Origin of the sequence: Allokutzneria albata, from assembly GCF_900103775.1 — a bacterium.
Classification (GTDB): domain Bacteria; phylum Actinomycetota; class Actinomycetes; order Mycobacteriales; family Pseudonocardiaceae; genus Allokutzneria; species Allokutzneria albata.
Genome location: NZ_LT629701.1, coordinates 7,729,944 through 7,754,637, shown reverse-complemented (window position 1 = coordinate 7,754,637; position 24,694 = coordinate 7,729,944). Strand labels below are relative to the sequence as shown.

Below are 24,694 nucleotides of genomic sequence, written 5' to 3'. Positions count from 1 at the left end.
GGGCGCCTTTTCGTCGCCCGGTCAGGGAATCAGGGCCTGGGCGGGGATGGTGAGGAAGTCGGCGAAGTCGGCGTCGAGCACCAGGCGGGCGAACAGCTCCTCGGCCTCGGCGTAGCGCTGCGCGACGTAGGCCTGGTCGCCCAGCTCGGTGCGCAGGGACGCGCGCAGCTCCGCCAGCAGCGAGTGGATCAGGTCGGGCGTCACGCGCCGGCCGTCGGCGAGGCGCACGGAGTAGCGCAGCCACTGCCACAGCTGCGATCGCGAGATCTCCGCCGTCGCCGCGTCCTCCATCAGGTTGTCGATGGCCGCGGCGCCCGTTCCGCGCAGCCAGGAGGCCACATAACGCACTCCGACGCTGAGGTTGGTGCGCACGCCCGCCTCGGTGATCTGGCCCGGCGTGGCGGCCACGTCCAGCAGCCGCGCGGCGTCGGCGCGCAGCCGGGGTCGCTTCGCCAGCTGGTTGGGCTCCTCGCCGAGCACCGGGTCGAACACCTCGCGGCACACCGGCACGAGGTCGGGGTGAGCGACCCAGGAGCCGTCGTAGCCCAGGGCGGCCTCGCGCTGCTTGTCCTCGCGGACCTTGGCCAGCGCCCGCGAGGTGACCTCGGAGTCCCTGCGGTTCGGGATGAACGCGGCCATGCCCCCGATGGCGTGCGCGCCCCTGCGGTGGCACGTGGCGACCAGCAGCTCCGCGTAGGCGCTCATGAACGGGGCGGTCATGCCGACCGACGCGCGGTCGGGCAGCACGAACTCCTCCCCCGCGTCCCGGAAGTTCTTGATCACGCTGAACAGGTAGTCCCACCGGCCCGCGTTCAGCCCGGACGCGTGCTCGCGCAGCTCGTAGAGGATCTCCTCCATCTCGAACGCGGCCGTGATCGTCTCGATCAGCACGGTCGCCCGGATGGTCCCGTGCGCGATGCCCAGCGACTCCTGCGCGTGCGCGAAGACCTGGTTCCACAGCCGGGCCTCGTAGTGGTTCTCCATCTTCGGCAGGTAGAAGTACGGCCCGCTGTCCCGCCGCAGCAGCTCGTGCGCGTTGTGGAAGAAGTACAGGCCGAAGTCCACCAGCGCGCCGACCGCGGGCTGCCCGTCCACGAGCACGTGCGGCTCGTCGAGGTGCCAGCCGCGCGGGCGCACCACGATGGCGGGCAGCGGGACGCGGTCGCCGCGCAGCCGGTACTCCTTGCCGCCCGGCGCGGTGTAGCTGATCTTCCTGCGCACCGCGTCGACCAGGTTGACCTGCCCGGAGACCACGTTCTCCCAGTGCGGGGTGTTCGCATCCTCCAGGTCGGCCAGCCACACCCGCGCGCCGGAGTTGAGCGCGTTGATGGTCATCTTCCGCTCGGTCGGCCCGGTGATCTCGACCCGGCGGTCGACCAGGTCGGCGGGCGCCGGGGCGACCTTCCACGCCGCGGCGCGCAGCGACGCCGTCTCGGCGGGGAAGTCCAGGCGGCCGGTCCGGCCGATCTCCGCGCGCCGCTCGGCCCGCCGGGCGAGCAGGCGGTCCCGGATCGGCCGGAACCGGCGGTTCAGGTCGGCGACGAAGGCGAGCGCCTGCGGGGTGAGGATCTCCTCAGCGCGCTCGACCGGAGGGCCTAAGACCTGAATGTCAGCCATGTCCTCATGATGCCCGCATCCACCGCACCCGGAAACACGGCGCGATGACCGTTGCGGTACAAGAACATCAGCAGGTGCCGACGCGCTCGGCCGCAGTGATCTCGTACTGGCCTTTCGCGTCCAGCAGCAAGGGAATGAGCCCCCGGGCCTGTTGCGCCAGTGGCACGAACCGCCCGTCACCCACGGGCCAGCTGTGCACGTCGTGCAGCTCCAGGGTCTGCCGCACGTGCTGGAACTGCGGCGTCGTGAGCCGGTACCCGCACGGCGGCGTGCTCAGCACCTCGTCCGGCTCGGGCGCCTGGTTGTCCGCGCCACCGAAGTAGATCGGCTTGCTCTTGAAAGGCTCCAGGTTGCGGCTGAGGGTGGTGGCCAGCTCGATCTGCGCCCGGCGTTCGCGCGCCATCTTCAGCGTGCCGTCGACGGAAACCAGGTGCGAGTGCACCCGTCGGCGCGCGTTGAGGGCCGGATCCGCCTTCTCGGCGTCGTTCTTGGGGTCCACGGCCGATTCGAGCAGCATGCCCACCGCGTGCTTGAGCCCCGAGGTGTTGCGCAGAATGCGTTCCTGACCGTCTCCGGCGGTCTGCTTGATCGGCTCACCGGTGTTCGGGTCGGTCCAGATGCCGTAGACACCGCTCGTGTGCCCGGCGCTCTCCACCGCGACCCTGGCGTAGTCCCGCGACAGCTTCTCCGACTCGTCGTGCACCCGGTCGGCGACGTTGAGGTTGCGCGGCCACAACCACGTCACGTCCTTGGTGTAGTAAGGCGGAGTCGTCCCGTATTCGTGCAGGTCGTGGACGATGTCGGGCTTGTAGTCCTTGAAGACCTTCGCCATCGCCCGCGCCTCCAGGGTCGCCAGCGCGATGTGGTCGCGGTTGATGTCGACACCGTTGGCGTTGCCCCGCGTGTCCGCGACGCGACCGTCGGGGTTGGCGGTCGGCACGAACAGCACCGTGGTGCTGCGCAACATCCGGACGGTCTCCGCGTCGCGCGAGAACGCCAGGTCACGGATGCGGCTGAGGCAGCCCTCGCGTCCGGCGGGCTCGTCGCCGTGCTGCGAGCAGATGAACAGCACGACCGAGCCCGCCGCCACCGCGGGCGCGGGGCGCGGGCCCGGCTCGGCGATCTGCACGAGCTGGATCGGACGGCCCTGCACGGTCGAGCCGATCTGGTCGATCTTGACGCGACGCGAGCCCGCCGCGACCTTCCCGAGGAAGGCGGCTTCTTCGGGCAAGGTCGTCCACGCCGCCCCGTTGGACGCCTCGAACGGCGTCTTCAAGGTGGGCGGGGCCGCGGCGGCGGGCACGGTCAACGAAGCGCCGAGGCCGACGACGAGCGCGGCCAGGACGGTCATCCGGCGAGAAGTCACGAACTGGACTCTCACCCGGGGGTTCGAGCAGGTCAAGAACCGTTCAGCGCAGTGTCGGCGCTCCGGTGGCGGTCAGCCGTTCGCAGCCAATCGACCAGGCCGCGCACCACCAGGACCGCGAAGACCACGTAGACCGCGGCGGAGAAGTACAGGCCCGAAGCCATCTGCAACGGCACTCCGACGGCGTCGACGGCCAACCACACCAACCAGAACTCCACCAGCCCACGGCCCTGCGCGGCGAACGCGACCACCGTGCCGACGAAGATCCACGCGTCCGGCCACGGCGCCCACGACGCGTCCAGCGCGTCGAGGGTGAGCGCGAACGCGACGGTGCCCACCACCATCGCGCCGACCAGCGCGAGCCGTTCGAGCCCGGTCGCCTTGCGCACCACGACCCCGAACACCGGGTCCTTCCTCCGCGACCAGGCCCACCAGCCGTAGAGCGAGATCACGAAGATGACCACCTGGCGGGTCGCCAGGCCGCCGAGCTCCGCGGAGACGTAGACGGCGAACAGCAGCACGGTCGCGCCGACCTGCACAGGCCAGGTCCAGAGCGTGCGGCGCTGGGCGAGGAACACCACCGCGAGCGCGCACAGCTGACCGACCAGTTCCGCGTAGGAGATCTTCTGCCCGAACAGTGTGAGGCCCTCTGTGACCAGCACGTCCACCGCGTTCTCCTCTCCCCTGCGATTCCGGGGCGGCACAACGCGGCGGACGGCACGCGGGCAGCGCGCACCGTCAACACGCGCGTGCGCTGCCTACCATCCGGACTTTCACCGTCGGCCCTGGACTCTCACCAGGTCAACCGCTGACTGGCTGCCAGCGGGTCGCGGGCTTCGGGGCCTGACCCCGTCACCGCCGGTTCGGACTTCCACCGACCCCGGTAGCGCACGACTTCTTCCTGTCTCGGTCCAACAGTCTGGCCTACCCGCGGTATTCCGTGGGCGACTACGTCCGTTGTTCGGCGATCCAGGCGGCGATCCGGGCCCGTGAGGTGCAGTCCAGTTTGGTGAGGATGCGCTGGACGTGGGCTTCGACGGTCCTGCGGGAGATCACCAGTTCCTCCGCGATGTCCTTGTTGCTCATGCCGCGGGCGACGAGTTGGGCCACCTGCAGTTCCCTACGGCTGAGCAGCGCCTGCGCGGTCCGTCGTGCCAGGTGCGGTGCGGACGGCTCCGCCTCGGCGTCCTCGCCGAGCGCGTAGCCCACCGCTTGGGCGAAGGTGAACTCCATCCCCTTCCGCAGTGCGGCGTGGAACGCCGTCGCACCGAGTGCTTCCCGCACCGCCGTTTCGGTCTCGTCGTGGTGGGCGCGCAGTTGCTCGATCCCGTTGAGCGAGCCGCCGATCGTCTGCCAGATCCGCTGGGCAGCGCCCAGCTGGCAGGCGGCTCGTTCGTGATGGCCTTCCGCCGCGGCGATCCACGCGAGCAGTTCCAGGGCCAGGCCCACGCCCGGGGTGTCCGTGAGCGCCTCCTTCAACCGGATGCAGCTGCGCCCCATCTCGGCGGCACCGTGGTGGTCGCCCTGCTTCCACAGGCCGAGGCCGTACACGTAGAGCGCATAGCTGCGGCACCAGATCTCCCCGCACGCCTCGCTCCTGCGCAGGCATTCCGCGCACAGGGCGATCGCGTGGTCGATGTCGCCGTGCACGGTGTCGCCGCGGAGGCAGTAGCAGAACGCGAGCTTGTAGAGGAGGGTGATGACGCCGACCTCGTCGTTCAGCGCGCGGTGCCGCGCAAGGGCGTCCTCGTAGAGCACCAGGGCGCGAGCGTGGTCTCCCTCCGACATCGCCGTGTGGGCGGAGTAGTGCACCGCGTACGCCTGGGCCGACCGGTAACCGAGCTGCTCGGCCAGCGCGTGGCACTCGTCCAACGCCACTCGCGCCGCGAAGTGGTCGCCCCGCACCTGCCTTATCCACCCGGCGATCCAGAGCGCCTTGGCCCGCAGCGGTGTCGGCTCGTCCGCGAGCGCGAGGAACAGCTCGACCCAGCGGTGTCCCTCACTGAGGAAGCCGCACGTGACCCAGTAGCTGCCCAGCAGGGTCACCATGACGAGACCGACGTGCTTCTCGCCTGGTTCGGCGAGGCAGAAATCCAGTGCGGCGCGCAGGTTCGCGTGTTCGGCGCGCAGGCGCTCGCACCAGCTGGACTGGCGTGGGCCGAGCCAGTCCGCATCGGCCAGCGCGGCCATGCGGTGGTAGTAGTCCCGGTGACGGCGACGCATCACCGTCCCATCCTGGACCGGCAGCCGGGTCCGGCCGTAGTCGCGGATGCTGTGCAGCATCCGGTAGTACGTCCGGCCGTCGTGCTCCTCCTTGATCAGCAAGGACTTGTCGACCAACTCGGCCATCAGGTCGAGCACGTTCTCCCGCGCGATGCCCCGGCCCGCGCACACGGCCTCCGCCGCGTCGAGGTCACAGCCGCCGGAGAACACCGACAACCTGGTCCACAGCGCCTGTTCCTCGGGCGCGCACAGGTCGAAACTCCAGTCGATCGTCGCCTGCAGCGTCTGGTGGCGCGTCTCCGCGACCCGTCTGCCGCCGGTGAGCAGGTGGAAGCGGTCGCCGAGCCGGTCCAGGATCTCCTTCTCGGCCAGCACCGGCAATCGCCCGGCGGCCAGCTCGATGGCCAGCGGGATGCCGTCGAGCAGGTGGCAGATTCCGGCCAGGACGGGGTAGTTGTCATCGGTGACCTTGAAGTCCGGCAGCACTGCCGTCGCTCGCTCCACGAACAGGCGCACCGCGTCGTACTGCTCGGCGTCGGCGGAGGACAGCGGCTGGTCCGGGGAGGGCACTGCCAACGGCAGCACGGGCAGCACGTGCTCGCCGGGCACCGCCAGCACGTGCCGGCTCGTGGCCAGGATCCTCAGCCCGGCGGAGGCGGTGAGCAGCTCACCCGCCAGGCGCGCGCACGCGTCGAGCAGGTGCTCGCAGTTGTCCAGCACCAGCAGCATCTGCTTGTCGACGAGGTGGTCGGTGAGCGCGGCCATCGGTGAACGCGCCGAATGATCCCTGATCCCCAGTGCGTTCGCGACCGTCTGGACCAGCAGTGCCGGATCCTCCAACGCGGCCAGCTCCACCAGCCACGCCCCGTCCTGGAACCCCTGCCGCGAGCCCGTGGCCACGCGGATCGCCAAGCGGGTCTTGCCGACCCCGCCCGGTCCGATCAGCGTCACCAACCGGGCGGCGGAGAGCAACCGCTTCACCTCGGAAGCCTCGCGCTTGCGCCCGACGAGGCTGCTCACCTCCGCCGGCAGGTTTCCCGTTCGGCGACGCACGACCACGGCGCCGCAGAATACGCGCGATCCTCGGCTACGACACAAGAGCGACTTCACCGCCGTTGCGCCCCGATCCACGCGGCGATCTGAGCGCGTGAGGTGAACCCCAGCTTCAGCAGGATGCGGCCTGCGTGACCTTCCGCCGTGCGCCGGGCGATGACCAGCCTCGCGGCGATCTCCTTGTCCGACAAGCCATCGGCGATCAGTTGCGCGACCTGCAGTTCTCTGCTGGTCAACGGTGGCTGTCGCTCGGTTCCCGGCCTGGCCGCGTCGGGCGGCGCGGGTTCTCGCCGCTCGTCCAGCGCGTAGGAGATCGCCTCGGGCAGGCTGAACTCCATACCGTGCTGGAATGCCGAGCGGAACAGGTGGTCGCCGAGTTCCTGACGGACTCGCGCCTCGCATTCTTTATGCGGCGCACCGAAGTATCTCGACCCGAACATGGGATACCCGACCGAGCGCCAGACCTGGTTGGCGGCACCGAGCAGGGTGGCCGCGCGGGCCGGGTCGCTCCGCGCGGCCTCGCTCCACGCCAACACCTCGATGGCCAGTGCGATCCCCAGCAGGTCGTGGAACGTTCCGTGGACCCGCAGGCAGTCCTTCCCGTGTGCGATCGCCTTGCCGACGTCACCACGGCTCAACGCCATCACAGCCAGCACGTAGGTGACGAAGGCGCACGCCCACTGCTCACCGTGCTCCGCACCGAGGGTGCGGGCCTGTTCGCAGTGAGCCGCCGCACGGGCGAGATCCCCCTGGAAGACCGCCACCAGGGACAACTCGATCTCGGCGAGCAGCACGTTGCTGTTCAGCTCGCCGAGGTCCAGATACCGCGCCCGCGCCTCCTCGAACAACGCCTGCGCCCTGCGCAGGTCGTCGCCGACGAGGGCGTTGCAGCCCAGCCTGTGCGTGGAGTACGCGAGCGCTACGTCGTCCGCCACCTGCCTGGCGTAGGCGCGGCACTCCTCCAGCATGGACACGGCCGCCGCGAGGTCCCCCTGCAAGGTGGAGACGTGACCGTTGACCCACAACACTCTGGCGCGCTCCCGGCTGGGGCCGGGGTCGAGGACGAGCGCCCGGTCGAGCCAGTGCCGGCCCTCCCTCAGGGCTCCGCAGCCCGCCCAGTAGAACCAGAGCGTTCCGGCGAGCCGCGAACCGAGCCGGGCCTCGGCCGGTGACGCGAAGCAGAACTCCAGCGCGGCGCGAAGGTTGGCGTACTCGAGCTGGGTGTTGAGGCACACGTCGACCTGGTTGGGGCCGAACCACTTCTTCTCGCTCTGTTCGGCCAGGTCGAGGTAGTGATCCCGGTGCCTGCGACGCAGCACCGTCTCCACCCCGAGGTCACGCAGCTTGTCCCGGCCGTACTGCCGCAGTGGTTCCAGCAGCCGGAACCGCGCCCGGTCGCCGTGCCGCTCGCGGATCAGCACCGACTTCTCCAGCAGTCCGCCGAGGAGATCCAGGACCTCCTCGGCGGCCAACCCGTCTCCGGAGCAGACGCGCTCGGCGGCGGGGACGTCGAACCCCCCGGTGAACACGGACACCCGTGCCCACAGGAGCTGTTCCTCCAGGGTGCACAGCGCGAAGCTCCACTCGACGGCGGCCAGCATCGTCCGGTGGCGGTCCGCGCGCTTTCCCCCTGCCAGCAAACGGCAACTGTCTTCCAAGCCGGCCAGCAGGTGCTTCAGCTGCAGCACCCGCAACCGGGCCGCCGCCAGCTCGATGCCCAGGGGAATGCCCTCCACCAGGTGGCACACCCGCGCGACCTGCGCCCGGTTGTCCTCGGTCACCGCGAAATCCGGCTTCACGGCGACGGCGCGTTCGGTGAACAACGCCAGCGCCGGGTACTTCCGCACAGCGCAGGGCGACAACGGTCGTCGCAGGTCCGGCAACGGCAGCGGGGACACCGGCCAGAGGTGCTCACCACCGACCCCCAGTCGTTCCCGGCTGGTCGTGAGCAGGCGCAAGCCCGGTGCGGCAGGCAGCAAGGTCTCCGCCAGCCCTGCGCAGGCGTCCACGAGGTGCTCGCAGTTGTCCAGCACCACGAGCAACTGCCGGTTCCGCAGGTAGTCGGTCAGCACGTCCGTCTGGCACCGCCCCGTGTCATCGCGCACGCCGAGCGATTCGAGCACCATGTGCGCCACCAGCGCGGGATCACGCAGCTCCGCGAGCTCGACCAGCCACACGCCATCGGCGAACGCGCGGCGCAGGGTCCCGGCCGTCCGCAACGCCAGTCGCGTCTTGCCGACCCCTCCCACACCGGTGAGCGTCACCAGCCGGGCCTGGGACAGCAATTGTTTGATCGCAAGGACATCGTGCTCACGGCCGATGAAACTCGTTGTGTCGTAGGGACAATTCCCCATCGGACGCGCTGAGCCCGTGCCGGTCACGCGCGCACTCTAGGTTCGGCACCGCAGGCGGTCAACGCGAGCGCGGCGCGGTCCCCCGGAGGTACCAACGCGAGCGCGGGATTCGGTAGGTGGTTACGTAGTTCTCCTCTCGTCACGCCGATCGTCGGCGCGCGAGCCTGCCGCACAGGCCGCTGTCCCCGGCCGCGAGGAGAGGTCATGGGAAGCAAGGGGAAACGGAGTCGGCTGGCTCACATGCGGTTGCCGGACCTGCTGATCGACGACATCGCCGGGGAACTTGCCGGACCGGTGCTCGAACTCGACGGGCCGCCGGCCCCGCTGAAGCTCGTCACAGTCGTGTGGCTCGTGACGCTCCAGCGGCGGGGCACCGTCGTCCACCGGAATCCAGACCGTCCACTGTGGATAGACGGGATGCGCCGGGCACCGCACGAGTGGCGAACGCCAAAGGGAAAGCACTTACACCGGTCCCGCGCAGACCGCCAGGAGTACGCTGCTCCCTGTGCATCCCGGATGAGAGAGCCGCAATGGGCAGACCCTGGACAGCGAGCCGCCACCTGTGCCTTTCATACCGCGACGAGGACGAGTACCGGACACTGCTCACGATCAACCTCCTCGCCGCGCTGGAGCAGGGCGAGAGAATCATCTACCTCTCCGGCGACGTCCCGGTGGACGTGGTTCACGCGTGGCTTCGCGACACGCACCAGGGGATCGAGTCGCTGGTAGCTCGCGGGCAACTGCTCGTCCGGCAGGGCAACGGCTTCTGCGAGGTGAACGGGACGCCCGGCGACGAGAGCGTCGTGGACCTGCTGGACAGGGAATCGGCGGTGGCGGCACGCGCCGGGTACACCGGCTTGCGCGTCAGCGTGACGAGGACGCACTTGCCACGTGACGACCTCCTCGGCTGGGAACGCTTGCTGCAACACGAAGAGCGGTTCACCCGGTTGCTGGCCAACGGCAACCCGGCGGGGCTGACGCTGACCTGCCAGTACGACCAGCACCTGGTCCCCGAGCACCACCTGGGCGCGCTGCGGCAGGCCCATCCGGTCGCGCTGACCGCGGAAGAGGCCGCGCGCAGGCAGCCCCTGTTGCGCGCGGACGCGTTGCCCGGGCAGCGGGGACTGCGCCTCAGCGGGGAGATCAACAGGTCGAACCTCGTGGAACTGTCCGCCGCGTTGGAGTCCACCTTCCGCGGCGATGACGACATCCACCTCGACCTGGCCGACCTGCACTACGCCGACGTCGCCGCCGTCCGGCTGCTCGCGCAGACCGCGAGGCGCCTGCACGACGGCCGACGCTTCGTCCTGCATTGCCCCGGACCGATCATCAGCGCCATTCTGCGGATCTACGGCTGGGACCGGCTTCCCGCCCTGCTCTTGTCGGAGGGGAAAGAGGCGGAGGGGAAAGAGAGGGCCTGTGAGTGAGCGAGGCACCGCGGACGCGGCTTTCCTGCACGAGGCGTGCGTCTACCGCTCGGCCGGGGAGTTCCTGGCGACGACGCTGCCGTTCGTCAGGGACGGGTTGCGCCTGGGCGAGCCCGTGCTGGCCGTGACCACTCCCGCCAACATCGAGTTGATCGGCCGCGCACTCGGCCCCGAGGCCGACCGGGTCGAGTTCGTCGACGCCCACAGCTGGTACGGCACCCCCTTGGCCACGCTGTCCGCCTACGACCGCTATGTCGCCCGGTGGACCGAGCCCGCCGGACACGTCCGCGTCATCGGCGAGCCGGTCTGGTCCTCGCGCACGGACCGCCAGGTCATCGACCTGCAGCGGTACGAGTCGGTGCTCAACGTCGTCTTCGCCTCCTCGCCCGCGTGGATCGTGTGCCCCTATGACACCCGCGTGCTGGACCCCGCGGTCGTCATAGGGGCACGCCGGACCCACCCCGCGCTCGCGACCAGCCGGGGGAGGGTCCCCAGTTCCGAGTTCCTCGCCCCGGAGGCCTTCTTCCTGGCCTGTGACGACACCGCTCCGCTGTCCGACGCACCCCCGGACGCCGCTGTGCTGCCCTTCGCGGGCGACCTGGGCGGCGTGCGCCGGTTCGCCACCACGCAGGCGGTGCTGCACGGGGTGGCCGGTGAGCCGGCCGTGCTGTTCGCGGCCGCTGCCGGCGAGGCCGTCGCGTACGTCGCGGACCGAGGCGGCGACCGGGCCGTCGTGCGCATGTGGGCGAACCGAGGGGAGATCGTGCTGGAGGTCCTCAACGCGGCCGGTCACCTCCCCGACCCGTTCCCCGGCTACCGGCCCCCCTCGCTGCTGCGGTCCCAGCCCGACGACGGGCTGTGGTTCACCCGCCACGTCTGCGAGTTCGTGGAGATCCGGTCCGGTGAGTTCGGCGCCGTCGCGCGCCTGCACTTCCCTCGTCCCCTGGTCGGGCACCCGGCCGATGTGAACCCCGGCACACCGGTCCCCGGGCTCCGGCGGACGCACTAGGTATGTGAATACGTAGATCTCGCGATTCGCGACCACTCACCCCCCGCCGATACTTGTCCACGTCGTCATCCGCTCCACCGCACCGACGGGAGCGGCCCTCGACACCGGCCTCAGCGGCTCCGCCTTCCCTGCGGGCAGGACCGCTGAGGCCGGCCTCCTATCGCAGCCCAGCCCGGCGTTCGGACAAGGGGAATCCCGATGGATCTTCTGCGCTCAGCCGACCGGCAGCCGAAGCCGGAACCCGACGTGCTGCTGGATGCCTACCGCTGGATGGTCATCGGTCGCAGGCTCGACCGTCAGACGAGGGAACTGGCCGGGATCAGCGGACCGTCGGCCTCCCAGTCGGACCTGACGGCGGCGTGCCAGGTCGGCGCGGTACTCGCGCTGGCCCCGAGGGACTGGGTGTTCCCGACGCACCGCGAGTACATCGCGCTCATCGCGCGGGGAATCGACCCGCTGGAGGCGCTGGCGCTGCCTTGGGGCGACTGGCATTGCGGGTACGACCCCTGCGCCCATCGCGTCGCTCCCCAGTGCGCACCCGCCGTGACGCAGATAGAACGCGCGGTCGGGCTGACGCACGCCGCGCACCTCGACGACGACAACATCGTGTCGCTGGTGTTCGTCCGGGGTGACTCGATCACCGAGCGCGAGTTCTCCGAGGCGTGCTACTTCGCCATGACGTGGGCGGCTCCGGTCGTCATCTTCGTGCAGCACAACTTCGGGCGGCACAGCCGGTTCGCGATGGACGCCTCGGCGGACCAGGACAACCTCGACCTGAGCTTCCCGCGCGGGTTGGTCGCGCGCCACGGTTCGGCTCCCCTCGTGGACGGCACCGACGTGCTCGGGGTGTTCGCCGCCGTCACCGCCGCCGCCGAGCGGGCCCGCGCCGAGCACGCCCCGATGATCGTCGAAGCGCTCCCGTACCGGGTGCTGTCCCATGGCGGGGCCGACCGGGACGGCGACGGGGTGGAGGTCGAGGAGCGGGCAGGGAGCCCGGTCGAGCGACTGGAGGCCGAACTGCGCGAGTTCGGGGTGCTCGACGACAAGGCGGTGCGCCGGGTCGCCGAGGAAGCCGAGGCCATGGCCGCCGACCTGCGCGACCGGCTGAGCGCCGAGCCGAAGCCCGATCCGGCGGAGTTGTTCGACCACGTCTACGCGGAGCCGACTCCCCAGCTTCGTGAACAGCAGACCCTGCTGCGGACGGAACAGGGTCTGCCGGGGAACCTCTGATGGCCGAGACGACGATGGCGCAGGCGTTGAGCACCGCGCTGCACGACGCGATGCGCAGGAGCGACCGCGTCATCCTGTTCGGCCGGGGCGCCGGCCAGTTCAAACGGGCCTTCGACGTCACCGCCGGGCTTTCGGGCACGTTCGGCCCGTGGCGGGGTTTCGACACCCAGTCGTCCGAGGCGGAGAACCTGGCGGCGGCGGTCGGCATGGCCCTGTACGGCTACCGGCCGGTGATCGAACTGCGGCTCGGCACACGGGCGGACCCCCCGGTCGAGCAGACGCTCGCCGAGCTGGCGCGGATGCGGACCTGCACGCGCGGCCGGGTCGGCCTGCCGATCGTTCTCCGCGTTCCCTACGGCGGCGGGGTCGGCGAAGAACCGAGGCACGACATCTCCTCGTCGGCCTTCTGGGCCCACGTCCCTGGTCTGCACACCGTGGCACCCGCGAACGTCGCCGACGCGTACTCCCTGCTCCGCGAGGCGATCGACTCACCGGACCCGGTCGTGTTCCTCGAACCGGAACGCCTGTACTGGGAGACCGAGGCCGTCGCCCTCCCGGTCAGGACCCAGCCGTTCGGCCGGGCTGCCGTCCGCAGGCCCGGCACCACCGCGACGCTGATCGCGTGCGGGGCGTCGGTCCCCGTCGCCGTGGCCGCCGCCGAGGTGGCGGCGGCCGGCGAGAGCGGACAGGACGTCGAGGTCATCGACCTGCGGACCCTCGCGCCGTTCGACGACGCGACGGTCGTCGAGAGCGTCAAGCGCACCGGCCGCGCCGTCGTCGTGCACGAGTCGCACGGTTTTCACGGTGTCGGCGCGGAGATCGCGGCCCGCATCGCCGAACGCTGCTTCGACGAGCTGAAAGCGCCGGTGCTGCGGGTGACGGGCTGGGACATCCCGTCACCCGCCCCGAACCTGGAGAAGTACCACCTGCCGAGCGTGGACCGCGTTCTCCGCGCCCTCCACCAGGTGCTGCGCGTGCTCCCCGGATCGCCGGACCTGACCTAGCCCTTCGGCGGCTGCTCGTCGCCGTACGGGGGCGGCGTACCGGGCGGCATGGTGCCACCGGCGGCCGGACCGCCCGCGGCGCCGGGCATCGGCGTTCCCGCGGCCGGGGTGGGCATGTCCTGCACGGCCGCGCTGGTGCGCGGCGTGCTCGCCTCGGTCTGGAGCCGGTCCAGCCAGCCCTCCCACCGCTGCTGCATCGGCCGGATCAGGCCGCCGCCGACACCGACGACCAGGATGCCGCCGACCGTGGCCAGGACGGTGATCAGCACGGGCAGCGTCACGGTGGTCGCGATGCCCAGCTGGTTGAGCGCCGCGATCACGCCGAGCGCCAGCACGAACGCGTAGGCGAGCGTGCTCAGCGGCCGGGTGAACGGGCGCGGGCCGAGCGCGGTGGCGAGCAGGTCGCGCAGCACCCGCGCGATCGCCGCGGCCACCAGCACGAGCACGATCGCCACCACGATCCGCGGCAGGTAGGCGATCACGTCGTTGAGCAGCAGGCTCACCGAGTTGCCCGGCCCGAACGCGCCGAAGGCCAGCTGCAGCGCGATCAGCAGCACGAAGTAGTAGACGAGCTTGACGATCAGCTCACCGACGTCCACCCGCGACCGGGCCAGCAGGTGACCGAGCCCAGCCTTCTCCACCAGCCTGCCGAACCCGGCCCTTCCGAGCACCAGTCCGACCACTTTGGACAGTCCCTTGGCGATCAGCCAGCCGACCAGCAGCACCAGGAGGAAACCCAGCAGCTTGGGCAGGAAGGTGGCGATCATCGACCACGCGTCGGCGAGACCCCGGCGCAGTTCGTCTCCCATGGCTCCTCCAGGGATCGTGGCGTTGTCCCCCCCTCGCACCTGGTGCTCCCGCGGCGGCCCCCGGCAAACCAGAGCGGGCGACATTAGCCCGATCGGGTCAGAGCACTGGCCCACGCGCCCCGCTCCGTCCAGAGTGGACACACCGGTGGGGACCGGGGACCCCGAGACCGCCCGGCGCGCGTGCGCCGGGCGGTCTCGGCGTTTCCGGGCTCTGTCGGCCCGTTCGCGCGGCGACGTGCGATTCTCTAAGCCATGACCGCATCCGCCGATGACGACGGGCCCTCGCACGGGATGTCCGCGGCCACCCTGCGCACCCTCGAACGCGCGTCCGGCGGGCTGGCCTCCTCCAGCATCGGCGAGATGGACCAGCTGCTGCCCTGGTTCCGCAGGCTGCCCGCGGACCAGCGGGCCAGCGTGCTGCTGGTGATCCAGACCGGCGCGGCCAACTTCGTGGAGTGGCTGCGCGACCCGACGCAGGCGATCCGGCTCACCGCCGAGGCCTTCCGCGCCGCCCCCAAGGACTTCTCCCGCTGGGTCAGCCTGCGCCAGACCGTGGAACTGGTGCGGATAGCGATCAACATCCTGGAGCGGGAGATGCCCGCGCTGGCCGCCGACGACGTCGAGCGCGCGGTGCTGACCGAGGCGGTGCTGCGCTACGGCAGGGAGATCGCCTTCGCCGCGGCCACCTCCTACGCCGCCGCGGCCGAGGCGCGGGGCGCGTGGGACGCCCGGCTGGAGGCACTGATGGTCGACGGCATCGTCCGCGGCGATGCGGAGGAGTCGCTGCTGTCCAGGGCGGCGGCGCTGGGCTGGGACCCGGCTGCCGAGGCCACCGTGCTGGTCGGCGCCTCCCCCTCCGACGACCCGCCCGCCGTGGTCTACGAGGTGCGCAGCCGCGCGGCGCGGATAGGGCGTCCGGTGCTGTTGAGCGTGCAGGGCTCTCGCCTGGTGGTGGTGCTCGCCGGACCGGTGGACAGCCCGGCCGGGCACGAGGTGCTGACCAGGATGGCCGACGCCTTCGACAAGGGGCCGGTGGTGGCCGGGCCCACCGTGGCCGCGCTGGCCGACGCCTACCGCAGCGCCGCCGACGCGCTCTCCGGCCTGCGCGCGGTGGTGGCCTGGCCGGACGCGCCGCGCCCGGTGCGCTCCACCGACCTGCTGCCGGAGCGGGCGCTGGCCGGGGACCCCGAGGCCGAGCGGCAGATGATCGAGAAGGTGGTCCGGCCGCTGGTGGACGTCGGCGGCTCGCTGCTGGAGACCGTCGAGGCGTACCTGGAGGTCGGCGGCGTGCTGGAGAGCTGCGCGAAGCGGTTGTTCGTGCACCCCAACACCGTGCGCTACCGGCTGCGCCGGGTCACCGAGCTGACCGGGTACACCGCCTCGGACCCGCGGGACGGGCTGGTGCTGCGCATGTCGCTCGCGGTCGGCAGGCTGGCACGTGCGCGGGGTCACTGGTAGCCCTGTTTCGTGCGCATTCAACAAAGAACTGTGACGCAGCTAGCACAACCCCTAGGGGTAAACCCCGGGTGAACACTCCCACTTCCTGGGCACCGTGGTGTGGGCAAACCCGGACCTCACATCGGAGTTTGTAGACACCCGACAGAATCGGCAGCGGTACTTCGTCAGCGGCGGCATCCCGGGCGGGGAGGGTGACCGTGTTCAGTGAGCACGTGATCGCGCTGCTTGCCCCAGGACAGGGTTCCCAGTCGCCCGGCATGCTCACTCCCTGGCTGGAGTTGGACGGTGCCCGGGAGCGGCTGGCGCAGTGGTCGGAGACGACCGGACTGGACCTGCTCCGGCTGGGCACCACGGCGAGCGCGGACGAGATCAAGGACACCTCGGTGACGCAGCCGCTCGTGGTGGCGCTGTCGCTGCTGGCGTTCGAGGAGTTGGCCCGCCGGGTCGAGGTTCCCACCGACGTCCCGGTGGCCGGCCACTCGGTCGGTGAGCTCGCCGCCGCCGCGGTGAGCGGCGTGCTCACCGCCGACGAGGCCGTGGAACTGGCCGCGGTGCGCGGCGCGGAGATGGCCGCGGCCTGCGCGCTGGAGCCCACCGGCATGAGCGCGGTGCTCGGCGGGGACGAGGACGAGGTGCTGACCCGGCTGGCGGAGCTCGGCCTGGACCCGGCCAACCGCAACGCCAAGGGCCAGGTCGTCGCGGCCGGGTCGGTCGCCATGCTGGAGAAGCTGACCGCGGAGCCGCCCGCGGCCACCCGCATCCGCTCGCTCGCCGTCGCGGGCGCCTTCCACACCCGCTTCATGGCGCCCGCCGAGGAGGCCCTCGGCAAGCGCGTCACCACCATCACCCCGGCCGCTCCGGTGCGCCCGCTGCTGTCCAACGCCGAGGGCGCGGTCGTCTCCGACGGCGAGGACGCCCTGCGCAGGCTGGTCGCCCAGGTGACCCTGCCGGTGCGCTGGGACGCCTGCATGGCCACCCTCGCCGAGCGCGGGGTCACCGCCGTGATCGAGCTGCCCCCGGCGGGCACCCTGGTCAACCTGGTCAAGCGCGAACTGCCGCACGTCGACCGCCTCCCCCTCAAGAGCCCCGCGGACCTGGACAAGGCCGCCGAACTGATCGTTGGTGCCGCGTGACCGAGTCCCGACCGCTGATCCAGCTGCCCGCCGGTCCCGGCGGCAGCAGGCTGCTGGGCTTCGGCTCCGCGCAGGGCGACCGCGTCGTGACCAACGACGACATGGCCAAGATCGTCGAGACCTCCGACGAGTGGATCCGGTCCCGGGTCGGCATCGCCGAGCGCAGGCTGGCCACCGAGGAGCAGTCGCTGCACGTGCTGGCCACCGAGGCGGGCAGGGCGGCGCTGGCCGACTCCGGCATCGATCCGTCCGAAGTGGACACCGTGATCGTGGCGACCTGCACCATGTCGGTGCCGATCCCCAACGTCGCGGCCAGGGTCGCCGACGCGCTCGGCATCTCCGGCGCGGGTGCCTTCGACCTCAACGCCGCCTGCGCGGGCTTCTGCTACGCGCTGGGCAACGCCTCGGACCTGATCCGCTCGGGCACCGCGCGGTACGTGCTGGTGATCGGCGCGGAGCGGTTCTCCAACTGGGTGGACTGGCAGGACCGGTCGACCTCGATCATCTTCGCCGACGGCGCCGGTGCCGCGGTCGTCGGTCCCTCGGACGAGCCCGCGATCGGGCCGGTGTCCTGGACCAGCCGCGGTGACCTGTCCAGCACCATCGGCGTGACCGAGCGGAACTTCCTGTTCCAGGAGGGCCAGTCGGTCTTCCGCTGGGCGACCACCGAGGTGTGGCCGACCGCGGAGCGGGCCGTCGAGCGCGCCGGGCTCAAGCTCTCCGACGTCGACGCGCTCATCCCGCACCAGGCCAACCTGCGCATCGTCGAGACGATCGCGCGCAGCCTGCGCGGGCGCGGGGCGCGCGAGGACATGGTGGTGGCACGGGACATCGTCCACAGTGGCAACACCTCGGCCGCCTCCATCCCGATCGCCATCGACCACATGCGCAAGGCCGGGGAGCTGTCCTCCGGTGACGTGCTGCTGCTGGTCGGTTTCGGCGCCGGGCTGGTGTCGGCGGGCCAGGTCGTGATCTGTCCCTGAACGAGAACAAGAACTCCGGAAGCGCGGATCCGCCTTTCCGGTCGGTGGGAAGTCAAGAGAGGAACACGCACGTGGCGAGCAACGAAGAGATCCTGTCCGGCCTTGCCGAGATCGTCGAAGAGGTCGCGGGTGTCGAGAAGGACGACGTCAAGCTGGAGAAGTCCTTCGTCGACGACCTCGACATCGACTCGCTGTCCATGGTCGAGGTCGCGGTCCAGGCCGAGGACAAGTTCGGCGTGAAGATCCCGGACGACGAGCTGGTCAACCTGAAGACCGTCGGCGACGCGGTGACCTACATCGCCTCGAACGCATGAGTTTCCCCGACGTGGTCGTCACCGGCATCGGGGCGACGACCCCGCTGGGCGGTGACGCGAAGTCCACGTGGGACGGATTGGTCGCCGGCCGCAGCGGCGTGACCAAGCTGCAGGGCGACTGGTCCGAGCGGTTCGACCTCGACGTGCGCATCGCCGCGCACCTCGCGGTCGAGCCGACCGAGGTCCTGCCCCGCGTCGAGGCACGGCGTCTTGACCGCTGTGAGCAGGTGGCGCTGGTCGCCGCCCGCGAGGCCTGGGCCGACGCCGGTCGTCCCGAGGTCGATCCCGAACGGCTCGCCGTCGTGGTGGGCACCGGGATCGGCGGAGCGCTGACCATCCTGCACCAGGACGACCTCCTGGAGGAGCACGGCAAGCGCAAGGTCTCACCGCTCACGGTGCCGATGCTGATGCCCAACGGCCCGGCCGCCTGGGTCGGTCTCGACCTGGGCTCCCGCGGCGGTGTGCACGCGCCGGTCTCGGCGTGCGCCTCCGGCGCGGAGGCCATGGCCTGGGCGTGGCGCATGCTCCGCTCCGGCGAGGTCGACGTGGTCGTCGCCGGTGGCGCGGAGGCCTGCATCACCAGCCTCCCGGTCGCCGGGTTCAGCCAGATGCGGGCCATGAGCACGCGCAACGACGAGCCCGAGCGCGCCTCGCGGCCCTTCGACGCGCAGCGGGACGGCTTCGTCCTCGGTGAGGGCGCCGGTCTGCTGGTGCTGGAGCGCGAGGACTACGCCAAGGCTCGCGGCGCCCGCGTCTACGCGAAGCTCGCCGGTGTCGGCACCAGTGCCGACGCGCACCACATCACCGCACCGGACCCCGAGGGCAAGGGCGCGGCCAGGGCGATCACCAAGGCGCTGACCACGGGTGGGCTCTCCCCCGCCGACATCGGTCACGTCAACGCGCACGCCACGTCCACCCCGGTCGGGGACGTCGCCGAGGCGATCGCCATCCAGAGCTCGGTCGGCTCGCACCCGGTCATCACCGCGCCGAAGTCCGCGCTGGGGCACCTGCTCGGCGGTTCTGGTGCGGTGGAGTCCATGGCGACCGTGCTCTCGCTGCACCACGGCGTGGTCCCGCCCACCCTGAACCTGGAGAACCTCGACCCCAGGGTCCAGCTCGACGTCGTGGCCGGGGAGGCCCGCGACGTCAAGCTCGAAGCCGCGGTCAACGACTCCTTCGGGTTCGGCGGGCACAACGTCGCCCTGGCGTTCACCAGGGTGTAGCACCGCCTCGCGCGGCCCGGTGGGTTCTCGTCGAGCCCACCGGGCCGTTGTCGTTCACGCCACGTCGAAGACGACCGGCAGGTGGTCGGAGGCCTTCTGGAAGGTCACGGAGTCCGGCACCGCGAAGTCGCGCACCGCCACCGACGGGGAGTGGAAGCAGTAGTCCAGGCGGAGCAGAGCCCGGTCCAGCTGGACGGGGAACAGCCGCGTGGGGATCGTCGGCAGGCCGACCGGGTCCGCGTCCCGCAGTCCCAAGGACTCCAGCAGCGCAACGACCTCCCCGCGCCGCATGTCCGCGACCACCGGCGCCAAGGCCGCCGCCGCAGCTGGATTCGACTCGGCGTAGCCGCTCAGGTCGGGCGCTTCCCCCGCTTTGAGCGAGTTCAGGTCGCCCAGGACGATCGTCGGCTCGTTGACGTCGATCTCCTCGGCCAGTGCCCTCACCTGCGCGAGCCGGACGTCTTCGCTGAGGTCGTCGAGGTAGACGAGCACGATCGTCAGCTCCTCCTCGCCCAGCACGCGTGCCGCGATCGCGTTGCGCGTGGCGATCCTGACGACCCGGACGTCCGCGAGTTCCACGTTGCTCAGCAGCGTGAGCCCGTTGTCGTGGCCCAGCTCCGTCAGCCGCTCGTCGCCGAGCCGGACGTGGAAGACGTGCTCGTAGCCGAAGTGCTCGCCGAGTTCTTCGGTCGTGAACACCTCGTCCCACCGGAACGTGTCGATGAGACCGACCACGTCCGCGCGCAGCTCCGCCACCGCCGCCTTCAGCTCCGGCAGCCGCCGCGGCGTGGCCGTTTCGTGGTCGTACCCGTCGAACCCGCCGCTCATCACGTTGTACCCGGCGATCCTCATCCGCCCGGCCCCCTTCTCCTCGAACGCACCGAATGAGTCATTCAGTGCACTCAAGTACCTCAATGACTCGTTCGGGGTGAACGGGGGCGGCTAGCAGCGGGCGGTGCGGGCGCTGTTGTAGAGGCCGTGGTTGATCTTCCAGTTGCCGTTCTCCGGAACCAGCGGGTAGACCACGCGCCAGCGGATGCACTTCGCGCGCATCTCCGGCGGGGCCTTGCTCGGGTCCTGCACGCTCACCAGGGACAGCATCACGCGCAACGCCCCGCCCGCGGTCGCGTCCACCCGGTGCACGTAGATGCTTCCGTCCTGTGTGGACTCGTACTCCGCCCGCCACTTCGACTGCGGCATCTCCTGCACCCGCGCCTGGACCACGGTGGTCTTCCAGACCTCGTAGTCACCGCGGTTGATCGCGCTGAAGTGGCGCTGCAGCAGCTCGCGGATCTCCTCGGCGTGCGGGTGGGTCGCGGCGTCCTGGGTGAGCTGGACGGTGTCCGGACCGGGCTGGTTGGCGGACGGGTTGCGCGAGGTGGTCTCGGGCAGCACGACGGCGGGGACGACGGGTGTCTCCACCCGCGCGGACAGCTCCCGGACGCCGAGCCCGACACCCACCGCGAACACGGCTGCCACCAACACCACCGGAAGCAACCAGCGTTGCCCGGCGCGCTTCGACGTCCTCACCGGCACCACCACACCAGCGTGCCACAAGCGCCGGAAAAGCCTGGCTCAGCCCACCCGGTGCAGCCAGGTCACCGGAGCGCCGTCGCCGGCCCTGCGGAACGGCTCGAGAGCGTCGTCCCACGCGGAGCCGACCAGTTCGGAGACGCGGTGCGCGATCGCCTCCACGCTGCGGTTGCCGACGAGGGAGCGCAGCTGGTCCTCGTTGACCACGATGTCGCCGTTGGCGCTGGTGCGCGCCCGCCACAGGCCGAGCCCCGGGGCGAAGCAGAACCGCTCGCCGTCCACTCCGGGACTGGGTTCCTCGGTGACTTCGAAGCGCAGCATCGGCCACGCGCGCAGCGCGGAGGAGAGCTTGCCGCCCGTACCGGCGTCGCCCGTCCAGGCGCACTCGGCCCGGAGCTGGCCCGGCGCCGCGGGCTGTGCTGTCCATTTGAGGTCAGCGCGGACGCCCAGGGTGCCCGAAATCGCCCACTCGACATGCGGACAGACCGCGGACGGCGAGGAGTGGACGTACACGACTCCACTGGTGATGCCCCGGTTGCTCACTGCTGACCTCCGCTGCTGACGAGGGACGTCTTCCCCTACGCCCTGTCAGTGCTCCAGCAGGTGACCGCCCGGCGATCACATGGCGTCATTTTGCCCTTAACCGCGGCTGTGCGCCATAAGAACCAATATGGCGACATCCACCCGAGACCTTTGCTGCGGACGGACTATCGCCCGTACGACACGCCCCGCGACGACCGGCCTCCCGACGGCACACCGTGATCGGATGGCCCCGGTCACCGGTCGGGGTGACCGAGGCTACCGTGTGTGCCGCAAACAGTCTCCCCGAAGTTCGTCGTTCGTAGGAGGTGGGCCGTGCGGCTGGTTCGGCTCGGTGGTGAGCCGACCAAGGTCGGTGCGGACGTTCGCGCCGCCTTGGCCGCATGGGGTGACGGCACGTCGGTGCTCGGCGGTGTCGCCCTGCTCGGAGTGACCCCTCCGGGCTGCGCCCGGCCGCTGGACGCGCTGATCGTGTTACCCCGGGTCGTGCTGGTCGTGGTCGGCGTCGACCTGCCGAGTCCGGCGCTGCGCCTGGAAGCCCCGTTGCAGGGCCGGTGGAAGGTCGACGGCTGGCCGCTGACCCGCCACGACGGCGCGAACAGTCCCGCGGAGGAGGCGCTGGCGGCCACGCGCGCGGTCACCGCGCGGCTGCAGGAGGTCCGGGCCGAGCCGTTGCCGGTGTGCACGGTGATCGCGGTCGGCCCGTACGTGGAGCGGGTCATCCAGCCGACCTCGGACATCCACCGCGGTGTGCGCGTGCTGCACCCGAAGCCCTCCTCCCTGCTCAGCGCCGTCCGCGAACTCGCGATCAGCGACCGCCCGTGCACGGCGGAGCAGGCGTGCAGGCTGCTCGCGGGACTGCACGAGGAGGCCGGCGACCTGCACTCGGGTGAACTGATCTCCGAGGGCTTCCCGGACGCCGTCACGGCGGATCTCGCCAGCGCGAGCACGGCCCTGATCCCCCGCTACCGCGATCTGCCCGTCGTGGAGCAGCCTGTTCCGCCCAAGCGGAAAGGTCCACGCGTCGCCCTCGCCGCGCTCGCCCTGCTGGCCGTGGTGGTGTTGCTGGTCGTGGTGGTGAGCTCCGGCAGCGGGGACAGGCAGCCGGTCGCGCAGAACCAGGCCCCGACCAGCACACGGTCCACTGTGGACGATCTGGACTTCACGCCGAGGGGCAACGAGAAGTCGACCAACTGCGCGCGCGAGTCCTACGGGGACGTCCAGACGTGGTTCGACGCGCACCCGTGCTCCGGACTGATCCGAACCCTGTTCGAGGTCTCCGAGCCGCGCCGGGCGGCCGTCTCCATCGCGGTGGTCAGCTTCTCCGATCCGGCCGACGCGGAGGAGTTCCAGAAGCTCGCCGACACCCCGGGCACCGGCGCGATCGCCGACCTGGTGTCGTCCGGGAAGGGCTGGACGAACGGGCCGGCCTCGTTCGAGGGGGCCGCGTTCGCGTCCTCCCGCGACACCAAGCGGGTGCGCGTTGTCCAGGTCGTGTGGATCGGCGCGCCGTCCAGCCCGGACGACGTGTCACTGCGCGGGATCGCGGCGCGGGCGCTGCGGCTGCCGCTACCGGGCTGAGCGGCGACGCACCGCGAACCCCACCGCGAGGAGCACTGCGACCGCACCGATCACGGCGAGGTCCGGAACGGACTGCGCCAGGCCGCGGACCCAGAGTTCGATCGAGAACTCCGTGTCCACGTCGAGGAGTCCGCTCAGGCCCGCCGTCCCCTCGGTGAAGACGAACAGCAGGCCGATCCCGATGAAGAGAAGGCCGGAGACCAACGTCGTGCTGTGCACGCCCAGCGGGCCGAGCTTCACCTCGCGCCCGCGCAGCCACGTGCGCTGTCCCAGCTTCAGCCGCTCCCACAGCAGCGCCAGCGCGAACAGCGGCAGCACCATGCCGAGCCCGTAGACGGCGAGCAGCACTCCGCCGTACACGGGATCACCGCCCGCCGCCGCGACGGTGAGCACCGCGCCGAGGATCGGGCCGGAGCAGAAGCCCGCCAGGCCGTACACGGCGCCGAGTGCGAACACCGAGGCCGCCGAGCCGATCGTGATCCGAGAGGCGGTTTCCTGGGCGCGCCGCGATCCGAAGCCCTTGCCCAGGATCTGGGCCACCCCGAGGACGATCAGCACGATGCCGGAGACCAGCGTGACCGTGGCGCGGTGCTCGGTGAACAACGCGCCGAGCACCGCCGAGGCCACGCCGAGCGGGACGAGCGTGGTGACCAGTCCACAGTAGAAGACCGCGGTGCGGGCCAGCAGCCGCTTCGGGTTCTCGAAGGCGTAGGCGAAGAACGCGGGCAGCAGCAACGCCGAACACGGGCTGGCCAGCGCGAGGACACCGCCGAGCAGCGCCCCGAGGTAACCGACCTCGGTCGTCATTTCGCGGTGTTCTTGAGGCGTTCGATCGCGGCGACGAACTCCTCCAGCGGGCGGGCGCCGACCATCGGCCGTCCATTGAGGACGAACGCGGGGGTCCCGCTCACGCCGAGCCTGCGGCCCTCCACCATGTCCGCCCTGATCTCCTCGGCGAGCGCCGGATCGGCGAGATCGGCCTCGAAGCGCTTGAGGTCGGCGACACCGACGCGCTTGGCGATCTCGACGAGGCGTTCGCGCGGGAAGGACGCGCGGCCCTGGCGCGGGGCCTCCGCGAAGGCGAGTTCGTGGTACGGCCAGAACTTGCCCTGGCGCCCGGCGGCGCGGGCGGCGAGCGCGGCCATCTCCGACTCCTCGCCGAACATCGGGTAGTCGCGCCACTCGATGCGCAGCGTGCCGCTGTCCACGTAGCGGCGGATCAGCTCGGGCTTGGTGTCCGTGGCGAACTTCACGCAGTAGGGGCAGCGGTAGTCGGCGAACTCGACGAGCACGACCGGCGCGTCGACCCGGCCCAGCGCGTAGGGGTCGCCCGCCTTGCGACGGGAGACCGACTCGTCGACGCGGCCCGTCGTGCCGTCGTCGGTGGGCGTGGTCGACCGCGCGGACGACTGCGGCGCCGCCGCGGGCTCGTCGTCGGTGCCGCCACCCCGGCCGGCGGTGACGAGGGCCAGCGCCACCAGGGCGACCGCCACCAGCCCGGGTACCAGCCAGCGGCTCGCCGGCACGCGCTGGTCGGGCTTGGAAGCGGCGAAGTCCTGCTGCGGGTCGCTCTGCGTGCTCACATGTCCTCATCCGTGCGGGGTCTGACCTGTCCACCGAAGATCCGCTTGCGGGATCGAGCATCCCACCGAAGATCCGCTTGCGGGATCGAGCATCCCACCGAAGATCCGCTTGCGGGATCGAGCATCCCACCGTACCCACGCGGTGGGCCGGGGTATGGCAGGCCCCACCCCGGCCGTGGTGCTGGCCGCCGCCCAGGTCGGAGGCGTGCCAGATCCTTTTCCGGCTCCCCCGTCGTCAGCCTGGACAGGAGGCC

General features: G+C 71.0%; 21 protein-coding genes and 1 riboswitch. Of the genes, 10 read left to right on the top strand and 11 right to left on the bottom strand.

The features are described from left to right. Nucleotides 1-21 precede the first annotated feature (21 nt). The 5 genes from aceB to BLT28_RS35535 all read right to left on the bottom strand — a co-directional run bounded on the left by aceB (nt 22) and on the right by BLT28_RS35535 (nt 8,544). Nucleotides 22-1,617: a malate synthase A gene (gene aceB, locus BLT28_RS35555; protein WP_030431138.1), complete on the bottom strand. Its 1,596-nt coding sequence runs from the start codon at nt 1,615-1,617 to the stop codon at nt 22-24. Between the two features lie 67 nt (nt 1,618-1,684). Further along, a complete protein-coding gene (locus BLT28_RS35550) occupies nt 1,685-2,983 on the bottom strand; it encodes a M14 family metallopeptidase (RefSeq protein WP_197683924.1) in 1,299 nt (432 codons plus the stop codon). 32 nt (nt 2,984-3,015) lie between these two features. Beyond that, on the bottom strand, nt 3,016-3,651 hold the full coding sequence (pnuC, locus tag BLT28_RS35545) for a nicotinamide riboside transporter PnuC (protein ID WP_030431136.1): 636 nt from the start codon (nt 3,649-3,651) through the stop codon (nt 3,016-3,018). 81 nt (nt 3,652-3,732) lie between these two features. After that, nucleotides 3,733-3,875: riboswitch (FMN riboswitch) on the bottom strand. Nucleotides 3,876-3,931: 56 nt separating this feature from the next. Then, entirely contained in the window at nt 3,932-6,226 is a 2,295-nt protein-coding gene (locus BLT28_RS35540) for an ATP-binding protein (protein ID WP_052407651.1), read from the bottom strand. 86 nt (nt 6,227-6,312) lie between these two features. Further along, nucleotides 6,313-8,544 carry an ATP-binding protein gene (locus BLT28_RS35535; protein ID WP_081900499.1) on the bottom strand — a complete coding sequence of 744 codons (2,232 nt, stop codon included), beginning with the start codon at nt 8,542-8,544 and terminating at the stop codon, nt 6,313-6,315. 599 nt (nt 8,545-9,143) lie between these two features. Here BLT28_RS35535 and BLT28_RS35530 point away from each other — a divergent pair. The 4 genes from BLT28_RS35530 (at nt 9,144) to BLT28_RS35515 (ending at nt 13,283) form a co-directional block, all read left to right on the top strand. Next, nucleotides 9,144-10,040, top strand: a complete 897-nt coding sequence (locus tag BLT28_RS35530) for an MEDS domain-containing protein (RefSeq protein WP_052407638.1) — start codon at nt 9,144-9,146, stop codon at nt 10,038-10,040. Next, on the top strand, nt 10,033-11,049 hold the full coding sequence (locus BLT28_RS35525) for an MEDS domain-containing protein (RefSeq protein ID WP_052407637.1): 1,017 nt from the start codon (nt 10,033-10,035) through the stop codon (nt 11,047-11,049). The genes BLT28_RS35530 and BLT28_RS35525 overlap by 8 nt, the downstream gene beginning before the upstream one ends. A 198-nt stretch (nt 11,050-11,247) precedes the next feature. Continuing rightward, complete coding sequence (locus tag BLT28_RS35520; protein WP_052407636.1) at nt 11,248-12,279, top strand: thiamine pyrophosphate-dependent enzyme; 1,032 nt, start codon at nt 11,248-11,250, stop codon at nt 12,277-12,279. Next, nucleotides 12,279-13,283, top strand: coding sequence for an alpha-ketoacid dehydrogenase subunit beta (locus BLT28_RS35515; protein ID WP_052407635.1), 1,005 nt, complete (start codon nt 12,279-12,281; stop codon nt 13,281-13,283). Before BLT28_RS35520 ends, BLT28_RS35515 begins: the two co-directional genes overlap by 1 nt. Here BLT28_RS35515 and BLT28_RS35510 read toward each other — a convergent pair. Continuing rightward, on the bottom strand, nt 13,280-14,092 hold the full coding sequence (locus BLT28_RS35510; protein ID WP_043812632.1) for a mechanosensitive ion channel family protein: 813 nt from the start codon (nt 14,090-14,092) through the stop codon (nt 13,280-13,282). The two genes, BLT28_RS35515 and BLT28_RS35510, sit on opposite strands and share 4 nt — an antisense overlap. A gap of 252 nt (nt 14,093-14,344) precedes the next feature. Between BLT28_RS35510 and BLT28_RS35505 the strand changes: the two genes are divergently transcribed. The 5 genes from BLT28_RS35505 to BLT28_RS35485 all read left to right on the top strand — a co-directional run bounded on the left by BLT28_RS35505 (nt 14,345) and on the right by BLT28_RS35485 (nt 19,203). After that, entirely contained in the window at nt 14,345-15,550 is a 1,206-nt protein-coding gene (locus BLT28_RS35505; protein ID WP_030431128.1) for a PucR family transcriptional regulator, read from the top strand. 197 nt (nt 15,551-15,747) lie between these two features. Continuing rightward, nucleotides 15,748-16,683 carry an ACP S-malonyltransferase gene (locus BLT28_RS35500; protein WP_269459615.1) on the top strand — a complete coding sequence of 312 codons (936 nt, stop codon included), beginning with the start codon at nt 15,748-15,750 and terminating at the stop codon, nt 16,681-16,683. After that, nucleotides 16,680-17,666 (top strand): beta-ketoacyl-ACP synthase III, encoded by a 987-nt coding sequence (locus tag BLT28_RS35495; RefSeq protein WP_030431126.1) that lies wholly within the window; start codon nt 16,680-16,682, stop codon nt 17,664-17,666. The genes BLT28_RS35500 and BLT28_RS35495 overlap by 4 nt, the downstream gene beginning before the upstream one ends. Nucleotides 17,667-17,737: 71 nt before the next feature. After that, the gene (locus BLT28_RS35490) at nt 17,738-17,980 is read left to right on the top strand and encodes an acyl carrier protein (protein WP_030431125.1); all 243 of its coding nucleotides are present in this window, start codon (nt 17,738-17,740) and stop codon (nt 17,978-17,980) included. Beyond that, nucleotides 17,977-19,203 carry a beta-ketoacyl-[acyl-carrier-protein] synthase family protein gene (locus BLT28_RS35485; protein WP_030431124.1) on the top strand — a complete coding sequence of 409 codons (1,227 nt, stop codon included), beginning with the start codon at nt 17,977-17,979 and terminating at the stop codon, nt 19,201-19,203. Before BLT28_RS35490 ends, BLT28_RS35485 begins: the two co-directional genes overlap by 4 nt. A gap of 54 nt (nt 19,204-19,257) precedes the next feature. Here BLT28_RS35485 and BLT28_RS35480 read toward each other — a convergent pair whose 3' ends face one another. The 3 genes from BLT28_RS35480 to BLT28_RS35470 form a co-directional block, all read right to left on the bottom strand. Beyond that, nucleotides 19,258-20,055: an endonuclease/exonuclease/phosphatase family protein gene (locus tag BLT28_RS35480; RefSeq protein WP_030431123.1), complete on the bottom strand. Its 798-nt coding sequence runs from the start codon at nt 20,053-20,055 to the stop codon at nt 19,258-19,260. A 90-nt stretch (nt 20,056-20,145) separates the two neighbouring features. Next, on the bottom strand, nt 20,146-20,733 hold the full coding sequence (locus BLT28_RS35475) for a hypothetical protein (RefSeq protein WP_156051205.1): 588 nt from the start codon (nt 20,731-20,733) through the stop codon (nt 20,146-20,148). A gap of 45 nt (nt 20,734-20,778) precedes the next feature. Next, the gene (locus BLT28_RS35470) at nt 20,779-21,279 is read right to left on the bottom strand and encodes a DUF3145 domain-containing protein (RefSeq protein ID WP_030431121.1); all 501 of its coding nucleotides are present in this window, start codon (nt 21,277-21,279) and stop codon (nt 20,779-20,781) included. 312 nt (nt 21,280-21,591) lie between these two features. Here BLT28_RS35470 and BLT28_RS35465 point away from each other — a divergent pair, with 312 nt between their 5' ends. Then, nucleotides 21,592-22,857, top strand: a complete 1,266-nt coding sequence (locus tag BLT28_RS35465; protein ID WP_030431120.1) for a hypothetical protein — start codon at nt 21,592-21,594, stop codon at nt 22,855-22,857. On the opposite strand, the gene BLT28_RS35460 is transcribed toward BLT28_RS35465, so the two are convergent. Next, entirely contained in the window at nt 22,846-23,664 is an 819-nt protein-coding gene (locus tag BLT28_RS35460) for a cytochrome c biogenesis CcdA family protein (protein ID WP_030431119.1), read from the bottom strand. The genes BLT28_RS35465 and BLT28_RS35460 overlap by 12 nt on opposite strands. Continuing rightward, entirely contained in the window at nt 23,661-24,440 is a 780-nt protein-coding gene (locus tag BLT28_RS35455; protein ID WP_052407633.1) for a DsbA family protein, read from the bottom strand. The genes BLT28_RS35460 and BLT28_RS35455 overlap by 4 nt, the downstream gene beginning before the upstream one ends. Nucleotides 24,441-24,694 lie beyond the last annotated feature (254 nt).